Here is a 22,112-nt window from a genome sequence, read left to right as displayed (position 1 = left end):
GATCAGGAAGGTGTTCAGAGGCAGAGCAGGCCGCTCCCACGAATGCCATCTGGCCGCCAGTCCGGGCTCCTGGCGGTTGCCGGGCTGACCGGGGTTGAGCCGATCACGCAGACCCTACGTACCTGTAGGTGTCAATTCCTGAAAACCGGAGCCTGCTATGCACATGAGCACTGGCGAACTGAAAAGCCACAAGCATGACACCATTTCCTTACTGGAGATCGTGTCCATGGAAGGGCGTTACTACATGGCGCGCTTCTATCTGGACGGGCAGGGCTACGTGCTCACTGACAGTGACGACAAGGCTGTCATGTTCAGTGGTGCGCCCGCGGCGAGGGAGTTCTTCCATGATTTCAGTGTGGAAAAAACCGAAGTCATTCCTCCCACCGGTACCGACGAGATGATCGGTATGCCGGACAGCGGCAGTGAAACCATGCGGGTGCCGTTATAGGTCATCGATAAGGTGCCAGAAAGACACAGGAAGCTATCTCTGTAATCGTGACACCGGGTCGTGCCATTCAGGGACTATCGGGATAGTCCGTTAAGATCGAACGTCTTTTGAAGTCATTGATGGGTATGAGGGCGGTCGAGGGGCACCGGGGTGAGGTGAGATGCAGGGCCCCGGCCGTGTTCGGTCAGGGCCCTGGCAGCAATTCACGATGCGTTGCTGTCAGCCTTTTCTTCGGCCTTGTTGTCAGCCGTTGCTGTGGTGCTGGTTTGCTGCTCTGCCTGAGACTGCTGCTCCATGACTTCTTCCATCCACTTTTGCTGTGCGCTGGCGTTAGCGGCGCCGAGCACACCGACAACGGCGATGGTGGCGATGGCAGCGGTTTTTTTCAGGTTTGCATTAATACCGAACATAATTGAACTCCTCGTAAAGCATGGTCTGGATTCTTCGGGTATCAGCGCTTGAGATGCTTCGCTGATCTCGATGGACGTAGTATCGAGGAGTTACGCTGCACGGAAAAATTGTTTAGCGGTATTCGGCACATCATTTCAAGTGATGAGTTAGCTGATGGTCAGGCCCTAGAGTTGCCAGCGGGCCGGATCAAAGAGCGGTGAGCACGAGTCAGGCAGAGGGGGCCGGCCTGATGCGAAAGCGCGGCTTGAAACAGCCGCTGTCCGGACGCATTTAATGAAGGTTATCCCGAAAACGATCATCAGGAGGTGACCCATGCGTGTTCTTATTGCCGGTGCCAATGGCAAGATCGGCCAGCACCTTGTCAGGCAAATGGCTGACAGCCAGCACACCGCCCGGGCGATGGTCCGCAAACCGGATCAGGCACAGGCGCTGGAGCAGCTTGGCGCTGCGGAAACCGTGGTGGCGGACCTGGAAGAAGATTGCAGTCATGCCCTACGGGACTGCGACGCGGTGGTATTCACCGCCGGTTCCGGCCCCCACACTGGCCCGGAGAAAACCGTTGATGTGGACCAGAACGGGGCCATCCGCCTGATCGATGCCGCCAAAGCCGCCGGGGTCAAGCGCTTCCTCCTGGTCAGCAGCATGCGGGCTGATGCGCCGGAAAAGGCCCCGGAAAAGATTCATCACTACCTGCGGGCCAAGCAGAAGGCCGATGAACATCTGCGCGCAAGCGGTCTGGATTTCACTCTGGTTCGTCCCGGACCGCTGACCAACGATCCGGGCACCGGGCGTGTCGAGATCAGCACAAGGCTTGACCGGACCGGCTCGATACCCCGTGAAGATGTTGCTTCGGTGCTGCTTGCCACGCTGGATGCGGACAACACCGTAAATCAGACGTTCGATCTCCTGTCCGGGGATGACGACATAGCGGAATCACTCGCAAGCCTCTGAGGCTTGTTCCTTTAACAAGACACGACGTCCTGATCATCAGCTTGTTCAGGCCATCAACGACAAGGAGCACAACCCATGAGCAGCGATACCAATACTCAGGTCCGCCTGGCGAAGCGCCCGGTGGGAGAACCGGCTCACGACGATTTCGAGATTACCCGGGAACCCGTTCCCGAGGCGGGCAGTGGTGAGATCGTGGTGAAATCCAGCTACCTGTCCCTGGACCCGGCCATGCGTGGCTGGATGAGGGAAGGCAAGTCCTACATTGACCCGGTGAACCCTGGCGAGGTCATGCGTGCCCTGGGCGTGGGTGAGGTTGTCCAGTCCAGCCACCCGGACTTCCAGGTGGGCGACACCGTATCCGGTATGCTGGGTGTCCAGGAATACATCAAGTCGGACGGCAAGGGCTTCCAGAAGGTTGACCCGAATCTCGCGCCGCTGCCCACCTACCTCAACACCCTGGGCATGACCGGTATGACCGCCTATTTCGGCATCCTTGAAGTAGGTGCACTCAAGGAAGGCGACATCGTACTGGTGTCCGGCGCGGCCGGTGCTGTGGGCTCCACGGTTGGTCAGATTGCCCGTATCAAGGGCGCCCGGGCGGTTGGTATTGCCGGCGGCAAGGAAAAATGCGATTACCTGATTAACGAGCTTGGCTTCGATGACGCCATTGACTACAAGTCCGAGAGTATTCACGACGGCCTCTCCCGGGCCTGCCCCAAGGGCGTTGATATCTACTTCGACAACGTAGGCGGCGATATTCTCAATGCCGCACTGACGCGCCTCAGAATGCATGCCCGGGTAGTGATCTGCGGTGCCATTTCCCAGTACAACAACACCGAAGCCCCCAAGGGCCCGAGCAACTATATGTCACTGCTGGTCAACCGCGCCCGCATGGAGGGCATGGTGGTGTTTGACTACATCGACCGGTATGACGTGGCAGCGAAAGACATGGCCGCCTGGATGAAGGACGGCAGGCTGAAACATCGTGAGCACGTGGTTGAAGGGATCGAGAAGTTCCCCGAGCACCTGATGATGCTGTTCCGGGGTGAGAACTTCGGCAAGCTGGTGCTGAAGGTCTGACCGCCCTGCTGTTCAACGGGACCGCACAGACCCGATCTCCGCTGGCGTCAGGCTCCGGCAGGCGCCCGGCGGCAGGTCGTCCGGCAGGGCAATCCCGCCAATACGCTCCCGGTGTAACCTGGTGACCCGGTTGCCGACAGCATGAAACATCCGTTTCACCTGATGGTAGCGACCTTCGAAAATCGTCACCCGTGCCTCGCAGGGGGCCAGGGGCTCCAGGGTTGCGGGTGAGGTGGTCAGCTGCTCATGGGCGAACCACAGGCCCTCGGCAAATCGATGCGCCGCATCCTGGCCGATGGGGTGAGCTGTGGTGACCCGGTAAACTTTCGGTATCTTGATCCGGGGCTCTGTCAGTCGTCGTGACCAGCCGCCGTCGTTGGAGAGGATCAACAGGCCCGTTGTGGCCCGGTCCAGTCGTCCGGCAATGTGAAGGTGGCCCCGTAGCTCTGGTGGTACCAGTTCCATGACCGTCGGATGGACCGGATCCCGGGTGGCGCTGAGGTACCCTGCCGGCTTGTGCAACATCAGGTAGTGTGCCGGTTCCCCCGGCTGGAGTATCTGCCTGCCCACCACCACGCTCTGGAAACGTGAGACCTCCCGGGCGGCGTCGGTACAGATCTGTCCATCCACCCGCACGTGTCCGCAGGCAATGGTCCGGTTTGCCTGCTGGCGGCTGATACCGTTCTGGTTGCTGAGGATGCGGGAGAGTTTCAAACACAGGTCCGGGTTGCTCTGGAGAGTGAGCTGCATTCTATCAGACAGGGTCCCGAAGGTACCGCTTCCGGGTTTTGGGCCCTGCCCGGGAATGCACTGAAGGTGCTGATTACCTTGTGTGTGGCAGGCGTCGTTTCGGGTTGTTCGCGGACTTTATGACAGCGACTGACGGCGCTATGGGATAGACTTCGGGGTCAGGCATCATCTGACACACCTGCCAGCACCGTAGGAGGAGCGGGTCACCATGGACCAACCGAACGAGAATGCCGCGCTGGAGCCGGCGGTACGGCAATTTGACGCCGCCCTGGACGAGTTCCACCGGGCGCGGCGAGTGGATCCGACGTCCTCCAGTCTGGCTCTGCTTGAGCATGCCCGCTGCCTGATGCTGATGCCGGGCGGCTTCGACGCGCTCTACCGGCGGGTTCGGGCCATGGAGTCGGCCGGCATTTTCGGGACCAGCGACTGGGCCCAGCCGTCCATCCTGCAGCCGGCACTGGCCAAGCGGTCGTTGCGGGAAGCGGGCGAGGTAACCACCATCGTTGAAGCTATCAGCGAGATCCGCATGCTCGCGGTGGCTTCCCGCGACTACTTCCACCCCGGTATTTCTTCAGAGCAGGCGCGGCACTTCCTGACCCAGGTGATGGCGCTGAATCTTGACCTGCTGTCGGGCCAGATGAGCGAAGCGGACCGCGAACGCCCCAGGCAGATGGGCCTGCTGGTGCAACAGCTTTACCAGTATCTTATCGGGCACCTTGGCTACGAGAGCCTGCTGGACAGCCTGGTGGCCGAGGTCTGGCGACTGCTGGACCAGGGCCCGGTTCAGGTAGACAGCATCTGCGACATGATCGGCCAGATCGCCAAGTGCCTGTATGACCCGGACATCAAGACCCGGGGCACGGGCGATGCCACCCGCCTGGTACGGGCGCTGTATGCGCCGTCGCCGGCCTGCGCGGAGGACCCGGGGCTGCCCGTTTACCAACAGCGTCTGTGGGAAATGGGGGATGCCGAGCTGTCGAATGAAGCCGCCTGTCTGGCCAGTTGCATGCACGATACCGGCCTGGCTTCGCCCTACCACGCCGTGATGGTCCGCCATCTCCGCGCCACCGGACAGGACGACCTGATCCCGGCGGTGCTGGGGCTTACCATGACCGGGCTGGACGACCTCTACTGCTACAACGAGCTGGTCAATGCGCTGATCGACGAGGCCATATACCCGGAAACCTGTCAGGCGGTGTACGGGCTCACCATGATGCTTGAACGGGGCTCCCTGTTCACACCTCCGGTGGCCCAGGCCCTATGGCGCCAGATCAAGCTCACGCTTTCCACGGAAACGGCCCGGACCCTGACGGAGGCGTTCGGCGATGCCCGGCCACCACGGGTCTATCTGCTTGCCGGCGTACTTAACCTGCTGGGCCAGCCGTTGGGTGTGGGGCAGGGCAACAACCCCAGTTGCCAGTCTGCCATCGGCCTGTCCCTGTGGGCGGCCAACGAAGCGGATTACCTCCTGCAGGTGCTGGCCTGGGCGGCGCGGGACAACGAAGTGCTGACCCGCTTTGAAGGCCATCCGGTGTCGTCGAAGGACCTGGAGGTGGGGCTGGTCAAGGAAACTCCCGTCGACGTGGACCCGGTCTCCGTTGTCCTGATTCCCCACATGGACCGCCTGTACGGCGAGATGTGGCGCCGCTGCAGTGACCGGGACGACGACGCCCACCGCTGGATCAACCCGGAATTCTATGGCTGGTGGGTGAACCATGAGTTTCAGGTGGTGGCGGATATCCACACGGGCGAAATCAATGACTATGAAGGCTTTGTGAGTTGCTTCTACGCCAGCTATCACCCCTACTACAACGGTAATATGCCCCTCATCCACCCCCAGCCGGCGGGCATCGCCGTGACAGACAGCGCAGCCCGGTTTGTCGGACGCCACGCCATCACCATCCTCCGGGTCGGGCTCAGCCCGAGCAACGAGATGAGGGTCTATTTCTTCAATCCCAACAACGACAGCGGCCAGGACTGGGGGCAGGGCATAACCTGCTCCACCCGGGGCCATGGCGAGTTCCGGGGGGAGGCATCCCTGCCCATTGCGGAGTTCGCCTCCCGGCTTTATGCGTTCCACTATGACCCGCTGGAAACCGGTGACCTGACCGACGTTCCGGAGGATGAGCTTGCCCGGGTGGTGGCACTGGGGCGTGAGAGCTGGGCAGCCCCCGACGAGGAGTGAGCCTGTCGTCTCTGATGGTCGTCAGATAAGTCCATGTCAGCGACAGAACCATTGAGCAGACATTTCCGCGGTGTATATACTCACCCCCCTGATCGGCAGACAGGCAAGCAAGAGCTTTCCGGTTTGCTCACGGCAACAAGCCACTCCATGAACCTACAAAAGGGTTACTGATGAAACTTGATCAGGCCATACAGGAACGCCGCTCCATCCGCGGATTTACCGATCAGCCCGTGTCCCGGGACATTCTCGAAGAAGTCATTGCGCTGGCAAACCGCGCGCCCTCCTCGATGAATACCCAGCCCTGGCACCTGCATGTGCTGACCGGGGAGCCGCTCGAAAAAGTCCGCCAGGGCAACACGGAGCGGATGCTCGGCGGCGTGCCGCCCAGCCGTGAAATCGAGGATCACGGGGCTTACCAGGGTGAACATCGCAAGCGCCAGGTTGAAATTGCCGTGCAGTTGTTCGAGGCCATGGGCATTGCGCGGGATGATGCAGGGCGCCGGCAGGACTGGGTCATGCGGGGTTTTCGTCAGTTTGACGCGCCGGTGTCGGTGGTCGTCTGCTTTGACCGGGAACTTCTGAACAATACCATTGCTCACTTTGACACCGGGGCGATGACCTACGGTCTGGTGCTGGCAGCCTGGAGCCGGGGCCTGGGGGCGGTCATTAACGGGCAGGGCATCATGCAGAGCCCGGTGGTGCGGGAAGTGGCCAATATCCCCGACGATCAGGTCATTCTGACATGCGTTGCCCTGGGCTGGCCGGATGACGATTTTGTGGCCAATTCGGTCGTCTCGCGCCGGCGCCCGGTGAGCAACACGGCCCGTTTTCTGGGCTTCGCCGAGTAAGCACCGGGCACCTCCGTAAAGCGGGTCGCCAAACCGGACCATTACGTTAGCAACAGTTCGGCAACAAACTGTTTCAAGAATAGAATGGCTCTGCCGTTACGCTGCATTAGAGTAGGTATCATTCACAAGATGAGCATCAGGAGTTCCCCCTGTGAAGCGTATGCTTTCCCTGTCGTGGCGGCAGAAATTCTGGTTATTGATCGGGGCTACCCTTGTCGGGCTGGTTCTGGTGGCACTGGCGGCCTTGCGTGGTCTGGACCAGGTGTCGGAGTCCTATGAAGCCCGGTCCGTCGCCAATGCCTACGAAAACGCCTCTCTCACCCTTTGGAACGAGTGGCTGAAGGCGGAAAGCCTGAGCGCTGATCTGGATACCGATGACGCGGAACGCTATCAACAGCTGCTGGACGCCCTGAGGCAGCAGGCCGATGAGCTGGTGAGCCTGACGGACAGTATTGCCGATGAGCAGATCCGGTCGATGGCCGCGCAGATCGAGGAACGGATTGGCCAGTATGTGGAGCTTCGCCGGCAGTGGCTGGAGCACCGTCAGACGCTGGGTCTGAGTTCATCGGAGGGCATTCATGGTGACCTGACCAGCGCGATGGATGAGGGCTTGCGGGAAATCAGCATTTCGATCATGGACGAGGATATTGAGCTCGCCATGACGGCCTACTCCGACTACCTCAACAACTTCACGCCGGCATCGGCGGAGCAGACCAATCAGGCCATTGCGGGCATGCAGGAAGTCATTGTCAGCATGGACTGGGAGGAGAACGACCTGGGGCTGGCGGTCAGTGCGTTTTCCGATGCCTTTGAGCGGGCCGAGAACCAGATCAATAGCATCCGTGATACCGAGCAGCGACTGGCCAAACTGGGCGCCGACCTGGAAGCCATGATCGAGAGCCAGAACCAGTCCCTGGAAAGCGGTCTGATTGCCCGGACCATTGCCAGTGCGGAACAGGCAAGGAGTGCGTCGGCGTGGTTGATCATTATTGTTTCAGCGGTGGTGCTGATGTTTCTGGTGGTCACCCTGACCCAGGCGTCCCGTACCCTGGTCAGCCGGTTACACGATGCTGTCGGTCTGCTTTCGCGGGTGGCCGGGGGTGATCTGAGCCAGCGATTGCGAGTGGGCCACAACCCCAATGACGAGTTCAACGCCCTTGGCAGCGCATCCAATCAGATGGTCGACGATGTGTCCGGGGTGATAAGGGAAGTGCTTGATGGCAACCGCGACCTGTCCCGCCTTCAGGGTGAGCTGCAGGATCTGGTCAGCCAGATGAGCAGCAACGGCGAACAGGTAGAGGCACAGACAGAACAGGCAGCCGCCGCCGTGCAGGAAATTTCCCATACCGCTGCAGACATCGCCAAGCTGACCAATACGGTCAACCATTCCACACGGGAAGCCAATGAAGCCGCCCAGCAGGGCGCCCAGGTGGTTCGCAGCAATGGCGAGGTGATGCAGGACCTGTCGCGGAAGATTCGTCAGACCCACGAGCAGGTGGAAAGCCTCAGTAAAACCGGCGAGAAGGTGAATACCATTGTCGGCACTATCAATGGACTGGCCGAACAAACCAATCTGCTGGCACTCAATGCGGCCATCGAGGCGGCCAGAGCCGGTGAGGCAGGGCGGGGCTTCTCGGTAGTCGCTGATGAAGTGCGGTCACTGGCAGAAAAAACAGTCTCGGCTACCAGTGGTATCGCTGACATTGTTGAGGCCCTGAACCGGGAAACCCGGGAAATCGCCTCATTGATGGAACAGGGTCTGCAACAGGCCAGTTCCGGCGAGAAGAGCGCTGGCGAGGCGGTGTCGGTCATCGAGCGCATCACCGTATCCATCCAGTCCCTGGCCGGGGATATGGAGCAGGTGGTCAGTTCTGTGGAGGGTATTTCCAGCACCACCGAGGAAATTGCCCAGAAGGTGGAGCATATTCACGGCCACGCTCTGGAGTCCCGTTCGATCCGGGGGCACCTGGAGAACCATGCGCGGGCACTCGGGGACTGCTCCGGAACGCTGAATCAGACATCCTCCGGCTTCCGGTTATCCTGACCGGGCCAGAGGGTGTCGCTGGCCAAGCCAGACCCTGAACGCTGTGGTCATGTCCATGGGCCTTCCGTGTCTGTCTGCGGGTCACGATCAGGAATGCCGGCAGGCAGAGCGGTGTCAGCGATGGTGTTCTCCGGGAGCCTGGTGCAAGCTGGCCACACCCCGATCCAGGGATTCCGCCAACGCCCTGCCATCGTCCAGGGCCGGTGAAAAAGCCACGTATAGCGGCTCTGTGCCGGCAAGTCCGGCATGCCGCAGGGGATTCACCAGGCCCCTGGAAATGAAGTAGTAGTCCAGCACCCTTTCTTCTGCGACCAGGGCATCGATCCGGCCGAGTTTCAGCATTCTGACCAGCCGGGGCAGAACCCTGTCCCCCCTCAGAATGGCGAGGCGGTCGATATCCCCCTGATGGGGTTCGATATAGGCTTCATACAGTCCGCCATAGGAATAGTCCTGGATAACACCGATACGGACCTCCTCAAGGGATTCGAGACCGTCGTATTGCCAGCTGGCAGAGGCGAGCGTAAAGAAACTGTGGCGGGCCGTTGCCAGCGGTTGTGCCGGAAAATGGAAATCCGGCGTTTCGGTGCGGCCGGTGCCGACGATAGCGTCGTAGGTGCCCTCCCGCACTCCGACAATGGCCCGACTCCAGGGCATTTCAATATAGTTTATCCGGATCCCTTCTCCGGCCAGGGCGGTGGCCGCTCGCTCCACGAGGATCCCGCGGTGGTCAGGGGTATCACTGCAATTGAAAGGGCACCACTTGTCGGCCACCATTGTCAGGGTACGTTCTTCGGCGACGCTGACGCTTGCCGACAGGAAAATCCAGTAAAGCAAAGCAGCGGTCAGCCTCATTCCAGTCTCCTTGTAATGGGTACCGTTCCATTCACATATTTACGTAACCACCAGCCCTGTCGGGTCAATCTTTTTCCGATGGAGCGACAACGGCCTTGTCCATTCAGTCTAGCGATAAGCACACAGCAGTTATACTTTTTGCACAGTTCCTGAAATCCGTACCATCTTCTGGACGTAAGGGTCTGGGTGACCGAAGCTGTAACCCACACTCAAGATTGAACGAGGAGGAAATTTCATGGCTCAGTCCAACGACCCCGTGCTGGTGATCACCGGCGCATCATCCGGTATTGGCGCGGAAACCGCCCGGGCAGCCGCTGCAGATGGCTACCGGCTGATGCTGGCGGCCCGCTCTGAAGACAAGCTGCAGGCATTGCAGAAGGAACTTGGCGGCGACGAGCGGGTTGCCATCACTGCCTGCGACGTACAGTCCGTGGCGGACCAGAAAGCCATGGTGGAAAAGACACTGGCGGCTTTCGGCCGGATCGATGCGGTGTTTGCCAATGCCGGTCGTGGTGGCGAACCTGGTGGTTTTTCCGGTGCTGACCCTGATGTCTGGAAAGACATGATTCTGACCAACATCCTTGGTGTGGGCATTACCCTGCAGGTGTGCATGCCGGCGCTGAAGGAGTCCCGGGGGCATATCCTGATCACCGGTTCCGCCGCCGGTCGCGCCACCATTCCCGGTTCCATGTACAGCGCCAGCAAGTGGGCGGTGTCGGCCATTGGTTATGGTGTGCGGGAGGAAATCCGCGGCAGCGGAATGCGCGTCACACTGATTGAGCCGGGCATGGTGGACACGCCCTTTTTCGACGAGCGCCCGGACAATGCTCTGGCACCGGAGGACATTGCCCGCGCCGTTACCTACGCACTGGCTCAGCCCGCCCATGTCGATGTCAACGAGATTCTGGTGCGGCCGACACCGGCGCAGCAATAATCCCGGAGCAGACCGAAAGTGGCGGTGGGCAGGGTCAATCAAAGAGGGAAGGGCCGCTCTGGTTGACCGTGCCCCCATTACAGCGGGGCGGTACGGGGGTATCTGTACACCCTCGCGGATCCTGCCTGATCTTGTTCAGGTCACCAGACGCACGGGCTCTGTTGGATCAAAGTCGACCCACTCACCCTTTTTGATCTGCCCCTGTGCCTCCTCTATCTGCTCGCCGTCGTGTTGCCGTATCAGTGTCACAACGTCCTGCCGGGTTTTGCGGTCAACCTCGACAGCGACATGAATTCCGGCCTTGCGGTCCACAACCGGAGTGTCTTCGTCAGCCTTGTCTGCAGCCTCGGCCTCGTTGTCGGTCTTGCTGACAGCACCGGCCAGGGAACCGGTATAGGCCCCCACACCGGCACCGGCGACGGCACCTGCTGGTCCGGCGACGGAGCCTGCTGCTGCGCCGGCGGCCGCACCGATGCCGCCTCCGACCCAGGCTCCCCTGGCGGCCCTGGATGCGCCAGGGGATGAACTCTTGTCACCCCCTTCCGGCAACAGATGGTGCTGACCTTCAGGGTTGACATAAAAAACAGACACCTTGTCGTGGGCGATGCCCAGACCCTGAATGGCGTTGGCGAGTTCTTCCGCGTTTTCCTGGGTCTCCAGGCGCGCTGCGATGATATGTCCCATAGGCTCTCCTCGCGAATGATCAGAATGTCTGCAACCCTTGATACGAAATATAGCAGACAATGTGTCACCCGACGTTCAGTCGCCAGGGTCGTGAATCTGGCTACGCCGGCAATGAGGTGTCTCGCCCGGGGGTTCAGTAATCGCCAGTCCGGCTGCACAACAACAGAAGACCTCTGTCAGGGGCTGCTGGTACCCGGTCCGTTACCTTCCGCTTTCGCGTCGTTCCCGCTATCGGATTCAGCAGCTTCCTGAAATCCGGTGTTTCGGGGATCAAGTTCATCAACACCCAGCGCGGCTTCCGGCATGGTCGGGTAGTAATGCTCCTGCTCTTCCACCGTCGGATGGCGGCGTTTTGGCCCGGCGACCATGAACAGGATCAGCGCCCCGAGCATAAGCGCGTTACTGACGAACAGGCCGCGGGGCCCGAGCAGGTCCATGAACAGCGCGCTGAGCAGCGGGCCAACGATGCTGCCCAGGCCGTAGCTCAGCAGCAGTGCGGTACTGGCGGCAGTGACCTGATGCGTTTCCATCAGGTCATTGGTGATAGCAACAGCGATAGGATAGATGGCGGCGCTGATTCCCATATAGAGCCCGACAAACAATACCAGCACGACCATATTGATGTGGCCGACAAGTGCCGCGATCAGACTGCAGGCAGCCGCAAAAATGGCCGCGACCAGCATGACCCGGTAACGGTCAAAGTGGTCGCACAAGCGGCCGATGGGCCAGGCCAGCAGCATGGCGGCGACGATGGCGGATGCCATGAAGTTGGAGAGCTGTTCAAGGTTCAGGCCGATACGGTTGGCATACACCGGGCCCATGGCGTAAAAGGCGCTGATCAGCAGCCCGGCGATCAGCGCGCCCAGGGTGCCGGTGGGAGACTTGCCATAGAGCTTGCGTAGTGACAGGCGCTCTCCCCTGGAAATGGTTGGTGATTCCCGGCGGGTCATCGACAGGGGGGTCAGTGCCAGCACCACCAGGATGGTAGCCAGCGAGAACGGAATAAAGCCCGCCGGATCAGCCACCCGGATCAGCACCTGGCCGCCGGCTGTGGAAAGGAAGAAAATGATCTGATAGATGGCGAACAGGCTGGCACGGCTGCGGTTGTCGGCCTTGCTGCTGAACCAGCTTTCCATGACGATCATCAGGCCGGCCATCATGAAGCCGCCCAAGGCCCGCAGGAAGCCCCAGAGGTAGGATTCGACCGCCATTGGGTAGATCAGAATCGACGCTGCCAGCACCGCCGCAAAAACTGCAAACGCCCGTATGTGGCCAACCTTTTCGATAATGCGTCCGGCGTAAAGCGTGCCGGCCACAAAGCCGATGGAGTAGAAGGCGAGTATCCAGCCGATCACGCTGGCACTGAATTCCTCGAGACTGAGCCTCAACCCGAGCAGGGTCATCAGGTAGGCGTTGCCGACGATAAGCAGGATGATACTCACAATCAATGACGAAAGGCTGACGACGGTTTTTTGCATTCAGGTTGCGCCCCGGTGTTGGATTTGAGCGAGTCGCTGGACGACGCCGTGACTGTGGGGTCGATCAGGATAATTAAAAGGGTGTCGAAATACCCCAGGCTGTCGAATTGACGGAAACACAAGTGGGAGCAGGCGGGCACTCGCTCAGAGATAATCCCGCAGCCGCACCAGTTGCCGCTGCGCGCCCCAATGGCCCGGAGGGCCCTCGAACACACCGGCACAGGGGGTGCCGCAGTTCAGGCAGTGGCCATCGTCAGTCAGGTTCCAGTCATCCAGAACGTACCAGTCGCGGCCGATGAGAAGGTTGCCACAGTGGTGGCAATAGGTGCTGGAGCCGCCATGGTCGTGCACATTGCCCGTGTAGGCGTAACGAATGCCGTTTTCCCGTGCGATCCTGCGGGCCCGGGCGAGGATGGCCGGTTCCGTGGGAGGTGAGTCCATCATCTTCCAGTCCGGATGAAAGGCGGTGAAGTGCATGGGCACGTCCGGGCCCAGGTGATCGGCGACCCAGCGGGTCATCCGGTCAAGCTCTTCGTCAGAGTCGTTCTGCTCCGGTATCAATAGCGTGGTCAGCTCCAGCCAGGTGTCGGTTTCATGGTGAATGTACTCCAGGGTCTCCAGCACCGGGTCCAGGTGGGCACCGGTGATGCGGTGGTAGAACCGGTCCGTGAATGCCTTCAGGTCGACATTGGCAGCGTCCATGTGGCGATAGAACTCCGCCCGGGGTTCGGCGGTGACATAGCCGGCGGTCACGGCAACCGTCCGCACACCGACGTCGTGGCAGGCCTGGGCCACGTCGATGGCGTATTCATGGAAGATCACCGGGTCGTTATAGGTGAAGGCCACACTCTTGCACCCGTTGGCGACAGCGGCCCGGGCGATGGCCTCTGGGCTGGCCTGGTCGGCCAGTTCGTCGGTCTCGCGGGATTTGCTGATGTCCCAGTTCTGGCAGAACTTGCAGGCCAGGTTGCAGCCGGCGGTGCCGAAAGACAGTACCGGTGTGCCGGGCAGAAAATGGTTAAGGGGTTTTTTCTCGATGGGGTCGATGCAGTAGCCGGATGACCGGCCGTAGGTGGTCAGCACCATGGAGTCGTTCATGCGCCCGCGTACAAAGCACAGCCCACGCTGGCCTTCATGCAGTTTGCAGTACCGTGGGCACAGGTCGCACTGGATTCGTCCGTCTTCAAGAAAATGCCAATAGCCTACGGACTGTCCCTGCTGGATGGGAATGTCAGCCATGGTCTGGCCTCCTGGTGACGGGTTTCTCGTCTATCATCTATAGTGTTGGTCTCCGCCGGTGTCAAAACACCACACGCAATGACCGGAAAACCGCAGGCCGGAGGTGATCATCATGTCCGCTACCATACGTCATACTGCTGTGGCCGGGTTGTTCTATCCCGGTGATGCCACGGAACTCAAGGCCATGGTGGATGGTTTGCTGGACTCGGCCGAGGCTGATGGTCCGCCGCCCAAGGCCATCATCGTTCCCCACGCCGGCTACCCGTTTTCCGGTGCGGTGGCGGCACGGGCTTATGCCCGTCTGGCGCCGCTGCGGGATCGTATCCGCCGGGTGGTTCTGCTGGGGCCGTCCCACCGGGTGCCATTACGGGGTATCGCCGCGCCCACCGCGGAACTGTTTGAAAGCCCGCTGGGTAATGTGCCGGTGGACCAGGCTGCCATCGCCGGTCTGGAACACTTGCCTCAGGTGGGGTACCGGGATGAGGCCCACCGGCTGGAACACAGTCTGGAGGTTCACCTGCCCTTTCTGCAGACGCTCTTTGATGACTTTACGCTGGTGCCGCTGGTGGTGGGCGAAGCCCGGCCGGAGCAGGTAGCCGAAGTGCTTGACGCCCTCTGGGGCGGTGAGGAAACCCTGATCGTCATCAGCTCGGACCTGAGCCACTTCCATCCCTATGACGATGCCAGGCAGCGGGACAGGCTGACCACCCATCACATCGAAAACCTGGATTATGAGCGCATTCAGTATGATGACGCCTGTGGCCGCAATCCGGTGAACGGGCTGCTCTACCTGGCAAAACAGAAGGGCCTGGGCATGACTACCCTGGATCTGTGCAATTCCGGCGATACTGCCGGTTCCCGTGATCGTGTCGTGGGCTACGGCGCCTACGTGCTTAACGGGGGCTCTGGCTGACAACGCTGTCTGAAAGCTACGGCCGGTTCAATCGCACGCCGAGCTGATCGAGCGGCTTCGTCCGGGGCCCGTAGGAGGGCTCACAGCAACCGATTGGCCAGCGACTGCATGGCGAGCGAGATGCCAATCACGATGGCAGCGGCGGCGAGACTGGAGAGCACGGCATGCCGTCGCCATAGTTTCTGCGCCCGGTCACCGAAACAGTGAACCAGCCACGCCAGCCCGAAATAGCGGAGCCCGCGTGCGATCAGAGCGGCCAGCACAAAAAGGTAGATAGGGTACCCGGAAAGGCCTGCCGTGATCATGGCGACCTGGAAGGGCACGGGCAGGATCCCAACAGCCAGTATCGCCACGAATCCATACTGGTCGAAAAACGTCTGGAAGGCCTCATAACCCTGCTGCATGCCCATGGTGTCGATAAACCAGGTGCCCACTGACTGATACAGCACCATGCCCACGCCGTAGCCCAGGATGGCGGCCAGCAGGCAACCTGCAGTGGTAACGGTGGCGAGTGTCCAGATGCGGGAGGGGTTTGTGGCCATGAGGGGAATCAACACCACTTCGATGGGCACCGGCACGATAATGGTTTCCAGGAACGACAGCAGGCCCAGAACCCAGAGCATGTGCCGGGACTGGCTGATCCGGTAAAACCAGCGCTGGGCCTGTTCGGATTGGAAGGCCATGGCTGGTCAGTCCTGCGGAGTCGGGTCGATTCGGCGGTAGGCTGCCAGCAGCAGGCTGTAGAGCCCGAAGGCAAACAGTCCTGTAGCCATTATGCCGAGAAGCCAGCGTCCGAACACCTGGTGACTCAATACGTTGAATACCTCCGAAGTTCCACCTGCCTGACCAGGAGCCGCATGCCAGGCGGCCATGATAAACAACACTCCCACGATCATGAAAACCACACCACGGGTCGACAACCCTAAGTAACAAATGGGATAGGCCCAGCGTTTGGTGCGCTCAGCCATATCGAAGTGTCGATCGAATCCCCCCTTCACTGCCTTGATGATATGGGCGACCCCAACAGCGATGAAAATGGCACCGGCCATGCCGACCAGCCATTGCCCGAAGGGCTGTTGCATCAGCCAACTGGCCAGGCTCTGGCCACCACCGCCAGACTGGCCAAATGTAAACACCAGGCTGACGGCAAAAACCGCCAGCAGTGCATGGGTGACCGCGCTCATCAGAAGACCGGCCCGGATAACAAGGCCTTTGGCCCCGCTGCCGTGTGCGTCAGTATCGAGTGTGGCCTGCAGGCACCGCCAGATCGCGTACCCCACTAGCCCAACGGCAATAATTACCAGCAGCACGTCACCGGCAGGCGCCAGTAGCAGACTTTGCAGGGCGCCCTGGCTTCCTGTGGTTTCACCGCCCTGGTCCAACACCACGAGAGCCGCCAACCCGCCAACCAGCAGGTAGACGACACCGCGGGCGGCATAGCCGAATCGGGCATAGAGAACCATCGCACGCCGGTAGTGGGCAGGGTGTGGGGGGTGGCTTATGGTGATCTCCTTATCAGGCTGCGGCTGGCGACCAGGTTTTGGTGCTCACGCGGTCGGGACCAGCATCATCTTTCAAGCTAGCACCTGCGGACGGCTTCTTGCCAATCAGGAGTCGCTTTTTTCAGCAGACTTCTGGTCAGCATCGAGCGGCCGACTTTGCGCTTTCGCGTTGTGAGACCTATATTCATTTCGACTCATGCAAAGACATAACAACGGAGGTGATAGACCCGAACATATTCAGACCGACAACCTATCAATGTGAATGCAGTACGTCAGGCTCCGCCAGGCGGTATTCAGGAAGAACGACGACTACAACAATAAGGATACCTGCATGAACAATTCCATCCCGAACACGGGCCGGTATCGCCGTGCACTTTTCGCCGCTGCCCTGACACCCATGCTTGTCACCCTTGCTGGCTGCGGGGATGACGACAACTCATCCGCCAATACCCGCACTGGGACCTTTGTCGATAGCCCGGTGGCGGGGCTCGACTATACCGGGTCGGATAACTCTGCCGGCCGCACCAACGGAAACGGCCAATTCCGTTATCAGGAAGGGGAAACCATTACCTTTGCCATTGGCGAGCTGAAACTGGGCTCCGTCGTTGGGGCAGAAGTAGTGACGCCCCTGTCGATCACCGACGGTGCCGATTCCGTAGATGACGTCGGCGCAACCAACCGGCTGATTTTCCTGCAGACGCTGGATGCTGACGGCGACTTGAACAACGGCATCCAGATCACCGACGGGGTTCGAGATAAGGTCTCGGCGAATGCGATGTCGATCAACTTTGCCCAGGCGCCAGAGGATTTTCGGGCAAGCCTGAACCCACTACTGACGGTCCTCGAGGACGCCGGTGCCTTCACCGACCTGGACCCCCGGCCACGGAGAGCCCGCGAAGCGGCAGATGCAACGCAGCATTTCGGGCGTAGCCTTAAAGCAGGTATGACCGTGGCCACCACCGGTGGCGATCTGCGGGGCTTTGAGGCCAATGAGGACACCTGGCAGTTCCTGGGGGTGCCCTATGCCAAACCGCCGGTCGGGGAACTGCGCTGGCGCCCGCCAGTGGCGCCGGAACCCTGGGAAGGGGTGCGCCTGGCGGTGTCCTGGGCTGATCAGTCTGCCCAGAACCCCACCATGGAATCCGTCAACGAAGGCGGTATGAGCGAGGACTCCCTCTACCTGAACATCACCGCACCCAAGGAGGCTGAGGATCTCCCGGTCATGGTGTGGTTCCACGGCGGAGCCTTCGCGATCCTCACTGCCAACGCCAGGCAGTACAACAACCCGGACAGCCTGACGACCAAAGACGTGGTGCTGGTGACCGTCAACCACCGGCTGGGGCCGTTCGGCTATATCGCCCATCCGTTGCTGACGGAGGAGAGCGACTATAACGGCTCGGGCAACTATGGTCAGATGGATCTGGTTATGGCGCTGCAGTGGGTGAAGAATAACATTGAGGCCTTTGGCGGTGATCCGGGCAATGTCACCATCTTCGGGCAGTCCGGGGGCGGTGGCAAAACCTACTCGCTGATGAACTCGCCCCAGGCAACAGGCCTTTTCCACAAGGCCATTGTGCAGAGCGGCTTCGCGCCCCTGGATACGGAAAGCACCCCGGAAGACTCCCTGGCGGCGTCGGAGGCAGTGGGTACCGCGCTTTTCGACCGCCTGGGAGTATCGACCCTGGAGGAGGCACGGGCATTGTCCTGGAAAGAGATTACTCAGGCGGACCTGGACAACGAGATTCCCCGCCAGGTCTACCGTCCGAACGTGGATTTTTACTACCAGACCAAAACCTATGCCCAGAACGTTGAGGACGGCCTGCCCAGCGATGTGCCGCTGATGGCGGGGGTCACCGACGGCGACTACGACACCCTGCGCGCGGCCTTACCAATCTGGTTGGACCAGCGTTCCTCCGACTATGAGTCCGACCAGTTCGTGTATGTGTTCACCCGGGTGCCGGCAGGCTGGGATGCCCTGGGCCTGAACAGTTGCCACGGCTGTGAGTTGCCCTATCTGTTCAATTATCCCGCCGGTATGGTGCAGAACTATCTGTTCAATCTGGTGCAGACCCCGGAGGGGGAAACGCCGGACATCGGGGATCTCAACGGCAACGGGCAGTCGGGTACGCAAGGCGATACAGCCGATATCTTTGCGTCCATGCAGTATGGTGCCGACGATGTGGCAATATCCGACCTGACCATGACGTTCTGGACCAACTTCGCCAGGACCGGCGACCCCAGCACTGGAAGTCTGAACTGGCCGGCCTATACCACCGGCAATGACACCTTCATGCACATCGGGCCTGGGAGCAGCGCCGCAGCTGAAATTGGCCTGGAGGCGGCACTGGATTAGGAGATGACATCCGGGCCCTGTCGAGGCAGCGGCTGTCTTCAGGCTATAATGCCCGCAGGCCCCTGTACCTGAAGCCAGTCGCCGTGGACAGGTCCCGGATATCCCTGACACCGCCGTGGAGGAATGAATGCCGCATCGCAAACGGTTCCGTCGCTACCTGGCCTCCGTGCGCCGGGGGCTTCATATACTGGCGGCGCCGGTAAAGGGCGACAACGGCCGTGGTGGGTTGTTCATCCAGGCGTACCGGGGCTTTGGCTCACGGGACCGGGTGTTCCTGATGGGGCGGGTGTTCCGCCAGCCGGGGTTTGGTGCCGACATGAGGGAAGACTCGCTGCGTCGTGACTTGCTGGACGTGGTGCGGCGGTTGTTGCGCAAACCCATCGTGGGCGGCCTGGTGCGGGTTCGCTACAAGGACACTACGGCGGTTGTCGAGACCGACCAGCATGGCTACTTCCGGGTAGATATGAACCTGGGCCAGATGCCATCAGACGTGACCTGGCATGTGGTTGAACTGTCCCTGGACCAGCCCACAGACGAGCGGGCCACCACGACCGGTGAGTTCTTCACGCCCACCCATACAGCCGGCTACGGTGTCATCAGCGACATCGACGACACCGTGGTCTACACCGGGGTGGCCAATACCCTCAAGATGATGTGGCGGTTATTCGCCCAGGGCGCGGACAGCCGGGTGATCTTTAACGGCGTGCCGGATCTGTATAAGGGTTTCCATGACGGCCCCGAGGGCAACCAGGGTAACCCGTTGATCTATGTCTCCCGCGGGCCCTGGAGCATCTACCAGGTGCTGGTGGAGATGTTCCGGCTGCATCGTATTCCCAACGGGCCCATCCTGATCCTTCGGGAATGGGGTATGAAGCGGGGCAGCCTGCTGCCACGCCGGGCCAGGGACCACAAGCTGGATGCCATCCGCCACGTTCTGGATCTGTATCATTCCATGAGTTTCGTGCTGGTGGGCGATTCCGGGCAGCATGACCCGGAAGTATACAGCCGCGTTCTGCAGGAGTATCCCGGCCGGATCCTGGCCATCTACATACGTGACGTCAGCGCTGATTCCGACCGTGCCGAGGCTATTGCGAAACTGGCAGAGAAAGTCCGTGACAGTGGTTGCGAACTGGTGCTGAGCGACGATAACCGGGTACTGGCAGAGCATGCGGCGGAACACGGTTTGATCTCGGAGGATGCGCTGGCAGCAGTGCAGCGCACCGAGGTGTCGGCCTCAGCGGGCCACGAGCCTGCCTGATGTTGGCTACCAGTTGTCTTTCTCTTTTTCCTTTTCTTCTTCGGCTTCCACTTCCGCCTTGCGCTTCTTGATCCTTGCCATTTTCTCCCGCGAAATGGGCATGTTGGCGGAGTCTTTCAGCATCAGCAGGCCGCCCACCATCAGGGCCAGCGCCAGTAAAAGGAATACCCAGCCGATCATTGGCATAGTGAGGTGTCCTGATCCATGAATGTCACTCTATAGTGAACCAGGAAACCGGCGGGTGCCAGTGGGATCATCAGGTAGCTGCTGTGTCTTGGCAGCAACGTTGAACCGACTGACAAGCCATATCGTCGGCTCGCTTCAGGGATTGGTTATGCTGCTGGTTGTAAAGGGCCTGAATGGCCGGATGTTGTATCGGCCGCGGATCAGCGAGGGGGCGGGAACGGGAGAGGCCCCGGTGCTGCTGTTGAACACCGGGGAATCGGATCGGTCAGTTGGCGTCTACGGTCAGACCAAGGGTTTTGGCAGCCTCGGCGGCAGCGCCCATCATCAGCATCATACTGACCTGGGTCAGTTCTTCCATGCTGAGCGGGGCTTCCGGCTCGATGGTCACGGAAAGCTGTTCGGGGTTTTCGATAAAGGTTCTGATCTCGTCGGCCATTGCGGAATCGCCTAGTTGCTGTTCGATACCGGCCATAATCTGGTTCTTGAGCGTTTCTGCGGACACACCGTTGTTGCCAGCTACCGCTTCAAGGATCAGCTCTACTTCACCATCGTTCTCGTAGCGGACCATGGTGCGGTTGAAGTGAATATTCTGAAGCTCGCTCTCGATAGCACGGGTTTGTGCCGGGGTGAAATCGGTGTCGCCCTGGTTTTCCTGGTAGGCGGCCTGAATCGCGTCCCAGCTGCCCGATACGTCCGACATGGTCAGTTCATGAGTGAAGTTGCTCAGTCCTTCGGTGGACCAGTTCAGATTGGTTTCAAGCTCATTGCTGCCGCCATCGAACTCATAGCCGAACAGGAAGTCCATCGGGTGATCGCGGTAGTCGATTTCCGCAAACGAGGACATTTCGGCCAGCAATTCCTCGTTGAGGATCTGGAGGTTTTCAACGGCAATGCTGAAGGTATCCGGAAGGCGCTCGCTCTCGGTATAGCCATCCATGACCACGGTGATGCTGTCAGCCCTGAAGATGTCACCTTCCTGCTGGCTGCCAACCTGTACACCACTGAGCGTGGCGGAGTTGGAGAACAGTGACGAATCGACACTGTCGTAGGTGATGATGGCATCACCATCGCTTTCCTGTTCGATCGTGTCGATGGTCTCAACGACTTTCGCTTCAACTTTGGAATCGACAACGCCGGAAATCACGAAATACAGAATGGCCAGTATTACGATGATCGCAACAACCGCGATTATTCCCTTGTTTTTTCCGGATGGGGTGGTGACTTCACTCATTACAGCAAACCTCCTTGGTTAATGAGTGGCAGAAGGTTGCAGAAAGTTCATGTCCAGTCAATTAAAAGTGGTGTATCAAATGTAAATTAACGTTGCCGGTCCGGCGCCATGGCCAGAATGCAAAGGCGCTCCATTTCTTCTGCCCAGGATTCCAAACGCATTTGATCAAGGCTTACCTGCAGGGCGTACCGGCGACCGCCCCAGGTGGCGAGATGAAGGGCCTCGACAGCCTCGGCCGATGGTTTCGGCGTCAGGTCATGGCAGGCCGAGAGCATCTGGTGCCAGATGCCCAGCAGTTCGTCGTAGGCGCGCTGCTGGTGACGGAGATCAGCGACCAGCGGTTCAAGATGCATCATGTCCGGCGAGAACCAGGTGCGATCGGATTCCAGTCCGGCCAGATGCCTTATCAGGCCCCGGACACGCTGTTGCCAGGTCAGCTGTTCAGGCGCGATAATCCGCTCCATGATCTGCTGGAGCATTTGCTCGATACAGTGACGTACATAGCCTGAATGCAGGGCTTCCTTGCTGGGAAAATACTCGTAGAAGGTACCCACCGCGACACCGGTTTCCAGTGCCACCTTGCGAGTGGTGAGCTGGTCCCATCCCTCCCGTTGCCAAATCCGAACATAGGCGTCGTAAATGGCCTGGACCGTGAATCTGGCCCGGGCCTGACGGGGGCGTTTGAGCGGCTTGGTGCGGGCACTGGCGGTGTGTGTGGGTCTGTTCATGGGTTTTCCGAACCACGGACTCTCATACGATGGATAC

General features: G+C 60.1%; 21 protein-coding genes. 10 read left to right on the top strand and 11 right to left on the bottom strand.

Going from position 1 to position 22,112, the window contains the following annotated elements; translation table 11 throughout:
• The first annotated feature begins 163 nt into the window (after positions 1–163).
• On the top strand, positions 164–448 hold the full coding sequence (locus IE079_RS16450) for a DUF6482 family protein (protein ID WP_265013652.1): 285 nt from the start codon (positions 164–166) through the stop codon (positions 446–448).
• A gap of 203 nt (positions 449–651) precedes the next feature.
• Here IE079_RS16450 and IE079_RS16445 read toward each other — a convergent pair whose 3' ends face one another.
• Positions 652–858 carry a hypothetical protein gene (locus tag IE079_RS16445; protein WP_189577937.1) on the bottom strand — a complete coding sequence of 69 codons (207 nt, stop codon included), beginning with the start codon at positions 856–858 and terminating at the stop codon, positions 652–654.
• Positions 859–1,171: 313 nt separating this feature from the next.
• On the opposite strand from IE079_RS16445, the gene IE079_RS16440 reads away from it, so the two are divergent.
• The gene (locus IE079_RS16440) at positions 1,172–1,810 is read left to right on the top strand and encodes an SDR family oxidoreductase (protein WP_189577936.1); all 639 of its coding nucleotides are present in this window, start codon (positions 1,172–1,174) and stop codon (positions 1,808–1,810) included.
• A 75-nt stretch (positions 1,811–1,885) separates the two neighbouring features.
• The gene (locus IE079_RS16435; RefSeq protein WP_189577935.1) at positions 1,886–2,890 is read left to right on the top strand and encodes an NADP-dependent oxidoreductase; all 1,005 of its coding nucleotides are present in this window, start codon (positions 1,886–1,888) and stop codon (positions 2,888–2,890) included.
• Positions 2,891–2,902: 12 nt separating this feature from the next.
• Here the strand turns inward: IE079_RS16435 and IE079_RS16430 are convergent, their stop codons facing one another.
• A complete protein-coding gene (locus IE079_RS16430; protein WP_189577968.1) occupies positions 2,903–3,604 on the bottom strand; it encodes a pseudouridine synthase in 702 nt (233 codons plus the stop codon).
• Between the two features lie 244 nt (positions 3,605–3,848).
• Here IE079_RS16430 and IE079_RS16425 point away from each other — a divergent pair, with 244 nt between their 5' ends.
• From IE079_RS16425 to IE079_RS16415, 3 genes are all read left to right on the top strand, one after another.
• The gene (locus tag IE079_RS16425) at positions 3,849–5,825 is read left to right on the top strand and encodes a hypothetical protein (RefSeq protein ID WP_189577934.1); all 1,977 of its coding nucleotides are present in this window, start codon (positions 3,849–3,851) and stop codon (positions 5,823–5,825) included.
• 170 nt (positions 5,826–5,995) lie between these two features.
• On the top strand, positions 5,996–6,673 hold the full coding sequence (locus IE079_RS16420; RefSeq protein ID WP_189577933.1) for a nitroreductase: 678 nt from the start codon (positions 5,996–5,998) through the stop codon (positions 6,671–6,673).
• A 160-nt stretch (positions 6,674–6,833) separates the two neighbouring features.
• Positions 6,834–8,717, top strand: a complete 1,884-nt coding sequence (locus tag IE079_RS16415; protein ID WP_227712566.1) for a methyl-accepting chemotaxis protein — start codon at positions 6,834–6,836, stop codon at positions 8,715–8,717.
• Positions 8,718–8,831: 114 nt separating this feature from the next.
• Here the strand turns inward: IE079_RS16415 and IE079_RS16410 are convergent, their stop codons facing one another.
• The gene (locus IE079_RS16410; protein WP_189577931.1) at positions 8,832–9,569 is read right to left on the bottom strand and encodes a substrate-binding periplasmic protein; all 738 of its coding nucleotides are present in this window, start codon (positions 9,567–9,569) and stop codon (positions 8,832–8,834) included.
• Positions 9,570–9,804: 235 nt separating this feature from the next.
• Here IE079_RS16410 and IE079_RS16405 point away from each other — a divergent pair, with 235 nt between their 5' ends.
• Positions 9,805–10,503: an SDR family oxidoreductase gene (locus IE079_RS16405; RefSeq protein WP_189577930.1), complete on the top strand. Its 699-nt coding sequence runs from the start codon at positions 9,805–9,807 to the stop codon at positions 10,501–10,503.
• Positions 10,504–10,638: 135 nt separating this feature from the next.
• Here the strand turns inward: IE079_RS16405 and IE079_RS16400 are convergent, their stop codons facing one another.
• The 3 genes from IE079_RS16400 to amrS all read right to left on the bottom strand — a co-directional run bounded on the left by IE079_RS16400 (position 10,639) and on the right by amrS (position 13,904).
• Positions 10,639–11,187, bottom strand: a complete 549-nt coding sequence (locus tag IE079_RS16400; protein WP_189577929.1) for a hypothetical protein — start codon at positions 11,185–11,187, stop codon at positions 10,639–10,641.
• Between the two features lie 176 nt (positions 11,188–11,363).
• Entirely contained in the window at positions 11,364–12,665 is a 1,302-nt protein-coding gene (locus tag IE079_RS16395; RefSeq protein ID WP_189577928.1) for an MFS transporter, read from the bottom strand.
• A 144-nt stretch (positions 12,666–12,809) separates the two neighbouring features.
• On the bottom strand, positions 12,810–13,904 hold the full coding sequence (gene amrS / locus IE079_RS16390; protein WP_189577927.1) for an AmmeMemoRadiSam system radical SAM enzyme: 1,095 nt from the start codon (positions 13,902–13,904) through the stop codon (positions 12,810–12,812).
• A gap of 112 nt (positions 13,905–14,016) precedes the next feature.
• Between amrS and amrB the strand changes: the two genes are divergently transcribed.
• Complete coding sequence (gene amrB / locus IE079_RS16385; RefSeq protein ID WP_189577926.1) at positions 14,017–14,817, top strand: AmmeMemoRadiSam system protein B; 801 nt, start codon at positions 14,017–14,019, stop codon at positions 14,815–14,817.
• An 80-nt stretch (positions 14,818–14,897) separates the two neighbouring features.
• On the opposite strand, the gene IE079_RS16380 is transcribed toward amrB, so the two are convergent.
• Positions 14,898–15,500 (bottom strand): YqaA family protein, encoded by a 603-nt coding sequence (locus IE079_RS16380; RefSeq protein WP_189577925.1) that lies wholly within the window; start codon positions 15,498–15,500, stop codon positions 14,898–14,900.
• Positions 15,501–15,506: 6 nt separating this feature from the next.
• Positions 15,507–16,280 (bottom strand): DUF1206 domain-containing protein, encoded by a 774-nt coding sequence (locus IE079_RS16375; RefSeq protein ID WP_189577924.1) that lies wholly within the window; start codon positions 16,278–16,280, stop codon positions 15,507–15,509.
• Positions 16,281–16,650: 370 nt separating this feature from the next.
• Here IE079_RS16375 and IE079_RS16370 point away from each other — a divergent pair, with 370 nt between their 5' ends.
• Together IE079_RS16370 and IE079_RS16365 are read left to right on the top strand one after the other, a co-directional pair.
• Positions 16,651–18,672, top strand: a complete 2,022-nt coding sequence (locus tag IE079_RS16370) for a carboxylesterase/lipase family protein (RefSeq protein WP_189577923.1) — start codon at positions 16,651–16,653, stop codon at positions 18,670–18,672.
• A 127-nt stretch (positions 18,673–18,799) separates the two neighbouring features.
• Entirely contained in the window at positions 18,800–19,930 is a 1,131-nt protein-coding gene (locus tag IE079_RS16365; protein ID WP_189577922.1) for an App1 family protein phosphatidate phosphatase, read from the top strand.
• A gap of 6 nt (positions 19,931–19,936) precedes the next feature.
• On the opposite strand, the gene IE079_RS16360 is transcribed toward IE079_RS16365, so the two are convergent.
• The 3 genes from IE079_RS16360 to IE079_RS16350 all read right to left on the bottom strand — a co-directional run bounded on the left by IE079_RS16360 (position 19,937) and on the right by IE079_RS16350 (position 22,075).
• Positions 19,937–20,116: a DUF2897 family protein gene (locus IE079_RS16360; protein WP_189577921.1), complete on the bottom strand. Its 180-nt coding sequence runs from the start codon at positions 20,114–20,116 to the stop codon at positions 19,937–19,939.
• A gap of 265 nt (positions 20,117–20,381) precedes the next feature.
• Positions 20,382–21,347: an aq_1923 C-terminal domain gene (locus IE079_RS16355; RefSeq protein ID WP_189577920.1), complete on the bottom strand. Its 966-nt coding sequence runs from the start codon at positions 21,345–21,347 to the stop codon at positions 20,382–20,384.
• Between the two features lie 86 nt (positions 21,348–21,433).
• A complete protein-coding gene (locus tag IE079_RS16350) occupies positions 21,434–22,075 on the bottom strand; it encodes a TetR/AcrR family transcriptional regulator (RefSeq protein WP_189577919.1) in 642 nt (213 codons plus the stop codon).
• Positions 22,076–22,112: the final 37 nt, after the last annotated feature.

Source organism: Marinobacter zhanjiangensis, assembly GCF_014651935.1.
GTDB classification, from domain to species: domain Bacteria; phylum Pseudomonadota; class Gammaproteobacteria; order Pseudomonadales; family Oleiphilaceae; genus Marinobacter; species Marinobacter zhanjiangensis.
This window is presented reverse-complemented; position numbering and strand designations above follow the sequence as displayed.